The 8,656-nt window shown below is 45.9% G+C and carries 8 protein-coding genes and 2 pseudogenes; 5 read left to right on the top strand and 5 right to left on the bottom strand.

The window, feature by feature from the left end; all coding sequences use genetic code 11:
• The first annotated feature begins 626 nt into the window (after positions 1-626).
• The 3 genes from HV355_RS23900 to HV355_RS23890 all read left to right on the top strand — a co-directional run bounded on the left by HV355_RS23900 (position 627) and on the right by HV355_RS23890 (position 2,938).
• The gene (locus HV355_RS23900) at positions 627-998 is read left to right on the top strand and encodes a TIR domain-containing protein (protein ID WP_182403861.1); all 372 of its coding nucleotides are present in this window, start codon (positions 627-629) and stop codon (positions 996-998) included.
• 11 nt (positions 999-1,009) lie between these two features.
• A complete protein-coding gene (locus tag HV355_RS23895) occupies positions 1,010-1,993 on the top strand; it encodes a caspase family protein (RefSeq protein WP_182403859.1) in 984 nt (327 codons plus the stop codon).
• A gap of 285 nt (positions 1,994-2,278) precedes the next feature.
• The gene (locus HV355_RS23890) at positions 2,279-2,938 is read left to right on the top strand and encodes a hypothetical protein (RefSeq protein ID WP_182403857.1); all 660 of its coding nucleotides are present in this window, start codon (positions 2,279-2,281) and stop codon (positions 2,936-2,938) included.
• A 269-nt stretch (positions 2,939-3,207) separates the two neighbouring features.
• On the opposite strand, the pseudogene HV355_RS23885 reads toward HV355_RS23890, so the two are convergent.
• The 3 genes and pseudogenes from HV355_RS23885 to HV355_RS23880 all read right to left on the bottom strand — a co-directional run bounded on the left by HV355_RS23885 (position 3,208) and on the right by HV355_RS23880 (position 5,218).
• Positions 3,208-3,619, bottom strand: a pseudogene (locus HV355_RS23885) (PIN domain-containing protein).
• Positions 3,616-3,764, bottom strand: a pseudogene (locus tag HV355_RS24485) (AbrB/MazE/SpoVT family DNA-binding domain-containing protein); the annotation flags it as partial. The pseudogenes HV355_RS23885 and HV355_RS24485, both read right to left, overlap by 4 nt.
• A 551-nt stretch (positions 3,765-4,315) precedes the next feature.
• Positions 4,316-5,218 (bottom strand): LysR family transcriptional regulator, encoded by a 903-nt coding sequence (locus tag HV355_RS23880; RefSeq protein ID WP_182403854.1) that lies wholly within the window; start codon positions 5,216-5,218, stop codon positions 4,316-4,318.
• Positions 5,219-5,315: 97 nt separating this feature from the next.
• Here HV355_RS23880 and HV355_RS23875 point away from each other — a divergent pair, with 97 nt between their 5' ends.
• Positions 5,316-5,924, top strand: coding sequence for a short chain dehydrogenase (locus tag HV355_RS23875; RefSeq protein ID WP_049095464.1), 609 nt, complete (start codon positions 5,316-5,318; stop codon positions 5,922-5,924).
• A 118-nt stretch (positions 5,925-6,042) separates the two neighbouring features.
• On the opposite strand, the gene HV355_RS23870 is transcribed toward HV355_RS23875, so the two are convergent.
• Positions 6,043-7,224, bottom strand: coding sequence for an MFS transporter (locus HV355_RS23870; protein ID WP_023345579.1), 1,182 nt, complete (start codon positions 7,222-7,224; stop codon positions 6,043-6,045).
• Between the two features lie 99 nt (positions 7,225-7,323).
• On the opposite strand from HV355_RS23870, the gene HV355_RS23865 reads away from it, so the two are divergent.
• Complete coding sequence (locus HV355_RS23865; RefSeq protein ID WP_182403852.1) at positions 7,324-8,220, top strand: LysR family transcriptional regulator; 897 nt, start codon at positions 7,324-7,326, stop codon at positions 8,218-8,220.
• Between the two features lie 60 nt (positions 8,221-8,280).
• On the opposite strand, the gene HV355_RS23860 is transcribed toward HV355_RS23865, so the two are convergent.
• On the bottom strand, positions 8,281-8,656 hold a 376-nt coding region (locus HV355_RS23860; RefSeq protein ID WP_182403850.1), incomplete at its 5' end, for a family 1 glycosylhydrolase.

Raw genomic sequence — 8,656 nt, 5'->3', positions numbered from 1 at the left:
CAGTTTCACTGTGCATGTGTGCAGCTGTCTTAGCGCTCAAGTGCATCTGGTTACAGTTCGCTCGTCAGTGAGTGGTTTTCTGAAGCGTTATTGTTAGCCATTAATGCATCTTTGTCATGAGTCTGTTGCCCTGCTCTCCGCAGAGCCGAAAACCCTGAAAGTAGGATCTTAATAAAAAAAATATGTAACTAGAGGAACAGATACTGTCCGTTTAATGAAAGAGTTGATTGGGCTAAACCTAATGGCGGCACAGCAATCGATAACTCCCGCTTATGCCAAAGCAGTATTGATGCACGATCTTTTCTCTTTGTCTTCAAAAAGTTCTCATAGAAAGGAATATCCGTCTCCACCAGATGATCGTAGCGGGGATGCCTTGCTGTTATATGCCTGAAAATATTGTCACACAAACGTGATGTTTGAGCTGCAAAATATAACATATAAGCACATTGATTTATTTTCTTATAATTGCCTTAACATTAAGCATTAGATATTGCAATGTTTATGAAGAAGATTTTTGCATCTTATTTAGCTCAAAAGACTCAATTGACTTCTCTAATATGATTCTCAAAAACATGGAAATGAGGTATTGTCTCAATTGCGAGAAACAATAACCTGACGGAGGATATATGGCTGATAAAAAAGTATTGTTTATAGCGTTCGCTATTGAAGATGAACGGCAGAGAGATTTTCTTAAAGGGCAGTCACTTCACCCTAGAAAGCCATTTGAATTCATAGACATGTCTGTCAAAGAACCTTATGATTCTGAGTGGAAGAAGCATGTACGGACACGTATTAAACGTTCTGATGGTGTTATCGTGCTGGTCAGCAAGAACTCCTTAACTTCCTCCGGCCAAAAATGGGAAATTCAGTGTGCCCGAGAAGAAGGGAAACCTGTTCGTGGGATCCGGGCATATAGCAACGACACTACCGAGATTGGTGGCGTTGCTACTTACGCCTGGTCAGATGCGAATATTACCAGCTTCATTGATTCTCTGTAGGCAAGAAAACAATGAGGAAAGCCCTGGTTATAGGTATAGATTTTTATTCACAGATCGGCTGCCTGAGTGGGTGTGTCAAGGATGCATATTTAGTAAAGTCAATGCTGGAGAGGCATGAGGATGGTTCAAAAAACTTCGGCGTGAGACTTATGACGTCTGAAAGCGATACCTGTCCCGTTACCCGAAATGGTGTACGGGATGCGGTTCGTGACCTCTTCACTGATTCACCAGATATTGCCTTACTTTACTTCGCCGGCCACGGCTTTATTGACGAAGCGGGCGGATATCTTTGTGCAAGCGATTGTACAACTGGCCATGACGGACTTGCGCTTGGTGAAATAATGAGCCTGGCTAACCAATCTAAGGCAAGAAACAAGATTATCATCCTCGACAGCTGTCATAGCGGAATAGTTGCCAGCCATCATTCCAGTCCGGGGCTTTCTGAAATTCAGGAGGGGGTGACTATTTTAACTGCATCCACAGACAAACAATATGCTCTAGGCGGCGAGGCAGGCGGTGTTTTCACAAATTTGTTTGTCGATGCTCTTAATGGAGCAGCTGCTAATCTTCTGGGAGACATTACTCCAGGCAGTGTTTATGCGCACATAGATCAATCGTTATGGGAATGGGGACAGCGTCCGGTTTTCAAAACAAACGTTAAGTCATTTATATCATTAAGGAAAACTTCAGCCCCTGTTCCGTTGCCGGAATTGCGCAAACTGACTGAAATATTTCCTTCACCCTCTACCAGACTTTCACTTGATCCTTCTTTTGAACCTGAACGTAACGCTGAACAAAGAAACGACCCTGCTTTTCCTGAACCTGATGACAAGAACACGGCAATGTTCGCACTTCTTCAGAAATATGCGAAGATAAACCTCGTCCGGCCTGTGGGAGAGGAGCATATGTGGCATGCTGCGATTAACTCTAAATCCTGTGAACTTACCGTATTGGGGATCCATTACTGGAACCTGGTGAACAACGATTTGATTTAAACCGGAGAATGCAATGACTGATAGTCATAAGAAACGCAGAGCTCTTGAGGCTCTTGCTGCGCTTGAGCATGAAAGGTGGTCTCACTGGCAAAGATATCTCCACGAGCAATGCGAATCTAACAGCGATGGCTCATTGACCATTCCGGCTGAACTCGTAAACCGGTGGACAAGACAGATGACCACACCTTACCAGATGCTCACGGAGAAGGAAAAGAGCAGCGATAGGGAGGTAGTAAACAGGGATCTTGAATATCTTATTGCGATTGTTATGGAGTGCAGGAATTAATGGATGCACTGACACTGTCTCTGATAACCCTGATGATACCTGGCGTAATCATCGCTATAATTTATGACACTTACACACAACATAAGCCCTGGGATACCTTCCGCTATATACTGCTTTCGGTTGTTTTTGGTGTTATCGCTTACGTTGTAATCCAGTGCGCCATTTTTTTATTTCAGCTCATCAGCGGGATTGCAGATACGCGAAGTATTAACTGGTATTTATTATCTGTCTGGAATATTGCCAGTAAAGGGACCATAGAAGTCCGGCCTGTTGAAGTCCTTGCCGGTGGAGTTCTTGCCGTTCCTTTCGGACTGCTTTCGGTGTGGCTAAATAAAAGACGCTTTTTCCATGAAATATTGCTCAAAAAAGGTATATCCAGTAAATATGGTGATGATAACGTCTTCACCCGCTCGGTGGAAAAGATGCACGAGCGTTCCGGACGTTGTTATGTGCTTATTCAGGAGGATAATATATCCGTTGCAGGAAATATTTATCTCTATAACGAAAATGAGAAAACTCAGGAAATAGGTTTGCTTAATGCCACTGTTACCAACACTCTTACCGGAGAGGTGCTTTTTTTAACAGATTTTATATATCTTTCAAAAGAGTACGGTAAAATGATGTTAATTGAAAATTATATAGAGGCCCAAAATGAGTGACTCCAGGAAATTTGTAACTAATGGCCAGCAACTTAAATCGACGGCCATGGATGGAAAACAGATATCAGTTGAAAAATTTGGCACAGAGAGCATTGAAACCAGGGGATTGCAGAGTGCTCCTCGTACGGGAAATGAGGTCCCTCCAGTGCACACTGCTCCACGTACTATCACTCCGATGCGCGGGCCAAAATTACCGCCCGTAAAACGTTAAAAAAAGTTAACCCCACAACTATCACAACGGAGGATTGCGGGGTTACTTCTCAAAGAAACTAGTTGACCCAGTCTTCCAGCACCAGGCCCGGCACCCGCGCAAACTCCCCCCCCATTATTTGTCACCAGAACCGCGCCGGCGGCAATGGTGTGCCCGGCAATCGCCGTGTCGATCGGGCCGATCGGCGTCCCGGCGAGACGCAGCGCCACCTTAATATCGGTGGTCGCATCCACCGCAGCGCGGTCCCAGGGCAGGATGGCATTGAGGCGGGCCGCGAAGGCGTCAGCCAGATGCTGCGTGGCGGGACCGGACTCCTTTGCGGCCTGTGACAGTTCGGCTCAGGTGATGGCCGAAACCACCACACGATCGCTGGCCAGCACCGCCTGCCTCAGGCGCATCAGGACGGCTTCCGGCTGCTCGCGCAGAATGAACGAGCACATGTTAGTGTCGGGCATCCAGGTCTTGTTCACAGATTACATCGTCCTTCTCCGGTGACAACGTCCCCGCGCTCCGCCATCAGATCCGGGTCTGCCTTGCCGGGCTTCGCGAATGAGCCCAGGCCGGCCGGACGGGATGCAGGATGATGCTGTCCGCTGCCCGGGCGATCTCCGGCTCGCCCCCCCTCACAACCCGGATCGCTGTAAAGAGGCCTGGCCTGATTGTTGTCGTTGTGAAAATGGAGACGGTTTTTATGATTTTCAGGCGCGGACAGAAGGATACAGAGGGCAGCTCCATAATGATCTTAAAGGCAACAGCTATTTCGCATCCTGAAGCAACAGAGTTGGGTTATTTCAATCCCATACGCAATAATGCACGTTAGTTAATAATATGGCTGGTTTAGTGCTTTTACGGCATCAATCTGGTTCTTCTTCTCTGAAGATCCGAAAAAAGGTAAAGTCGGAACCTGCGCTAATCCTTGCTGGCTTATGTCAGAACAGCGAATGGAAGAAGGTCGAATCCCACCTACAGACGTTGCATGATCTGTTGACTAAGTGGATCAGAACTGGCGATGAGAATCCTCCTTCTGAATATCAAAGCCAGGATTACAAATGAATAAGTTTGAGCTGATGCAAAAGCAGGAGAAAATTGAGAGGGAATCTGGAACTATAGCTATATGCCATTTGATGTTGTATAGGCCGGTCAGTTTTTCTGACTGATCGCAAATGTTAAACACAATTCGTGTCCCCGGAAATAGTCGTCATTTCCAGTATTTTGGTCAACCATACTCGGAGCGGATTATCATTACTTTTCCGATGCCAGGCGACGGTCACATCAAACGGGATCATTTTTTCTGCCGTCTCCAGTTTACAGAAGTTTCCCTGTGCTCCTATAGCTGAAGGAATGAATGCAATAGCGTCATTCGCAGTGAAAAAAGCGCTGAGCGTCGTATAACACGGTAACGTAGCAATGACGTTATTTTTCATTCCGGCTTTTTCAAAAAAATCATCAACCAGATTTTCAATGTTACCGGCACTCGGAGCAAACTTAACGGCGGGAATATCCGAGAATGACATGTTCATTTCAAGTTTTCCCGGAATAGCTGAACCGTGTCTGACCACACAGCAGTACTCTTCTCGCCGGATGTTTTTGCGTATCAGTCCGACATCAATATGATTCGAAAAACCCAGCACTAAATCGACATCACCGGAATTAAGACATTCAACATGTTGACTGGCATTGAAGTCTTTGATTTCAACGCTGGCACGCGGTGCCAGCGCATGTAGTGTCTTCAGTAAGGATGGGATAATAGTAAGCTGAGCATATTCGTTTGCCATTATGCAGATGCTGAAATCCTGAATGTTCGGATCAAATACCTGGGGTGAACGAAGCTGGCTAACCTCATCCAGAATTTTCTCTACTTTAGGCACAAGAGAAAGGGCATAGTCGGTCGCCTCGAGTCCTGCATTCCTGCGTACAAACAGCTCGGTGCCGAAATAGGTTCTGAGTCTTTTAAGATATGCACTGACCGCCTGCTGAGAGATATCCAGCTTTGAAGCTACCCTTGAGACATTAAGTTCTTTAACCAGCAGTAACAATACACGCATGTGTTTGATATCAATGAAATCCACGTTTAGTTGTACCTCATACAATGTTTGCTTTATTTAAATTGTATCATAACCCATATATGATTTCTCCTGTCTTTCATAAACATATCCGAGGTAAATAATGAAAACTGTAATTCTGATTGGTGCTCAGGGGAAAATGGGCAAAGCGGCGCTAACCGGTTTGGGGGATCACAAAGTTATTACCGCCAGTCGCTCAGGAAAAGGTACGGACTATCAGGTAGATATTACCAGCCATGAATCTCTGAGAGCTCTTTTCAAAAGCGTCGGCGCATTTGATGCTGTTGTTAACGCAGTTGGTCACTGCGAGTATGCCAGTTTTGTCGATATGACGGCTGAGCAGTGGGAGCTTACTGTCCAGAGCAAAATGCTGGGTCAGATCAATGTTGTTAAAATAGGCCTTGAGTACATCAACGACCGCGGCTCATTCACTTTAATTTCCGGCATTCATAATGTGAAACCTATCCCCGGCTCTATTGCAGACGCGACAACCAGCGGTGCTATCGACACATTTGTACAGTGTGTGGCTAACGAACTACCCCGCGGCATCCGTATCAATGTAGTGAACCCAACTGTACTGGAAGAAGCCTGGGATGTTTACGGCCCTATGCTGCCAGGGTTCCAGCCAGTTCCGGGCAAACTGGTCGGAAAAGCGTTCCAGCGTTCTGTTGACGGATTTATCAACGGTAAAGTTCTCTTTGTCGATGCCTAACTGCCAGTCGATCTGTTATTCAGCGTAACTGCTATAGCCTGAGGAGGAGCATACCTCCGGACTCAGGCTTTATGCATTGGGAACTAAATGAATTTCTGGGTGATGCTCACGACGGTTTTCAGTACGCAGCTTCAGTGCTTATTTCCCTTTTTTCTAGTGCTCCCGCGAAAATACTGAGCAGGAAAGCGAAGAAAACGACCACACCGGCAAGCCATGTGGTATGCAGGAGACCGAAATGGATTACGACCAGGCCACCTATCCAGGTTCCGCCAGCGATACCGATATTGAAGGCCGATATATTCAGCCCTGATGCCACATCCACAGCTTCAGGAACGAATTTTTCAGCCTGCCTGACAGCCAGATATTGCAGTACAGGGACGTTTGCAAATGCGGCAGCACCCCAGACAAATGTAGTGACCAGCATCAGCCATGAATTAGATGCTGTCAGATATAAAGCGAACAACACCAGGGACAGTAATAAAAATATAATTTTAAGAGCATTAATAGGGCCATGTTTGTCAGAGATCCGTCCGCCATACAGATTGCCCAGTGCAGCTGCAAAACCGTATACCAGCATGACACCGCTTACCGCAGCGGGTGAAAATCCGGATATTTCCTCAAGAGTAGAGGCAAGGTAGGTAAACGTTATAAACGATCCCCCGTACCCTATCGCGGTCAGGGAATATGCCAGTATCAGCTGAGGGGTTGTCAGGACCTTAATCAGAAATCTCACGGGCGCGGGTTCAGATTTTTTTATGCCGCGGGGTATCAGTAAAAAGCTGCCTGCAAAGGCGATCATTCCGAGGACAGACACTGAAAAAAATGTGGCTCTCCAGCCAAGGTGCTGAGCGATGAAAGTCCCCAGGGGAACACCGGTGACCAGAGCGACGGTCAGCCCGGTGAACATGATAGCTATTGCACTCGTGGCTTTCTCTCTTGGAACAAGGCTGGCAGCGATTGTTGAACCAATGGAATAGAACACGCCGTGTGCCATGCCGGTAATGATCCTCGCCACAATCAACGAGACGAACCCGGGTGCCTGCCAGGCATACAGATTGCTTAGAGTAAAAACGGCCATCAGGCACAGAAGAAGCGTTTTGCGGGGCATCTTTCCTGTTGCTGCTGTTAAAAGAGGTGCCCCCACTGCCACGCCCAGCGCATAGAGACTGACAAGCAGACCCGCTGACGGTACTGAAACTGATAAATCAGCTGAAATGATGGGAATGATTCCAACAAGGACAAATTCAGCTGTCCCGATAGCATAAGCGCTGATTGTCAAAGCGAAGAGTGCTATTGGCATAAAAATCCTTAATCGATAAATGTAAGGATTAATACTGAAATATCTCTGTGAATAAGAACAGATTTATGCCGTTAAAACACTTTTGACTTCAAGGCAAAGATGAAAACAACTTTAGCAGAAATGCAGATATTTATTGCTGTTATAGAAACAGGGACATTATCACGAGCTGCGTATGAGCTGGATCTTACCGTATCAGCTGTTAGCAGAGCGCTTCGACGACTGGAGGAGAAATTAGATACCGTACTGGTCAGACGCTCAACGCGGAGACTGGAATCCACTGAAGAAGGAAGGACATTCCTGGAATATGCCAAACAAATCATTGCTTCAGTAGAGGATGCAGAAGAACATGTCACCATGAAACGTCGTCATCCATCCGGGAAGATTCGGATCATTGCGTCCACGTCTCTTGTACTGCACGTCATTACACCGGTTCTGCATCGATATCAGAAATGCTATCCTGAGATAGAAATTGAAATAATTTCAAATGACAATGTTTATGATTTGCTTGAACACAGAAGTGATGTTGCTGTTTGCATCGGAAAACTCAAAGATTCCAGCTTACATGCGAAGATACTTGGGCTGTGCCAGATGATGTTTGTTGCCTCTCCGCGATACATTGCAGAGCATGGTATGCCTCATCGAGTTGATGCATTAAAAAGCCACAGGCTGATAGGTTACAAACAAAACTCCTTAATGAATGACTGGCCTCTGGATACGGGCGAAGAACACTATTATAAAATTCAGCCATCCATTGTCGCTTCAAACAGTGAGATTATAAGACAGCTGGCCATTCACTCGTCGGGTATTGCTTGCCTGCCAGAACCGTATGTAAAAAATGATATTACAAAGGGTGATCTTGTCAATCTTGATATAAAAGAGAAACTGCGTGTCCGCGAACCACTCAATGCGGTTTATTATAAAAACATTGTTCTTCCATCAAGAACCTCATCATTTGTAGAGTTCCTCGCGGAAAGTTTAGTGTTGCCCTCGGAATAAAAAATTATCCCATATCATTATAAATAAAAGAAAGTGTTACCGGTAAATGTTGGACTGTAATCAACGACACCGGAAAGGGATCAGGGTTTCCCCGTTCGTAGTAATGACATCCCGAAACCAGTAAAAACTATCCTTTGGATATCTTGCATAATCGCCATCACCGCTGTCATCATGGTCAACGTAGATAAAGCCGTAACGCTTATCTAACTCTGCGGTGGCGTTACTGACCAGATCGATGGGGGCCCATGCTGTATAGCCCATAACTTCGACGCCATCCTCGATTGCTTCATAAACCTGATACAGGTGATTATTGATGTAATTAATACGGTAATCATCATTGACGGTCATATCCTCGTTAAGCTTGTCTCTGGCACCCAGTCCGTTTCCGGCAATGAACAGCGGCTTCTGATAACGATCCCACAGCATGTTTAACAGG

Source organism: Enterobacter sp. RHBSTW-01064, from assembly GCF_014103035.1.
In the GTDB taxonomy this organism is placed as follows: domain Bacteria; phylum Pseudomonadota; class Gammaproteobacteria; order Enterobacterales; family Enterobacteriaceae; genus Enterobacter; species Enterobacter mori.
The sequence above is the reverse complement of the archived record's forward strand: the minus strand, read 5'-3'. Positions and strand labels throughout refer to the sequence as shown.

Bases quoted from the DNA above. Each gene is read 5' to 3' on its own strand.
- HV355_RS23895 (WP_182403859.1), top strand. From the start codon at position 1,010: ATGAGGAAAGCCCTGGTTATAGGTATAGATTTTTATTCACAGATCGGC.
- HV355_RS23875 (WP_049095464.1), top strand. From the start codon at position 5,316: ATGAAAACTGTAATTCTGATTGGTGCTCAGGGGAAAATGGGCAAAGCG.
- HV355_RS23870 (WP_023345579.1), bottom strand. From the start codon at position 7,224: ATGCCAATAGCACTCTTCGCTTTGACAATCAGCGCTTATGCTATCGGG.
- HV355_RS23900 (WP_182403861.1), top strand. From the start codon at position 627: ATGGCTGATAAAAAAGTATTGTTTATAGCGTTCGCTATTGAAGATGAA.
- HV355_RS23865 (WP_182403852.1), top strand. From the start codon at position 7,324: ATGAAAACAACTTTAGCAGAAATGCAGATATTTATTGCTGTTATAGAA.
- HV355_RS23890 (WP_182403857.1), top strand. From the start codon at position 2,279: ATGGATGCACTGACACTGTCTCTGATAACCCTGATGATACCTGGCGTA.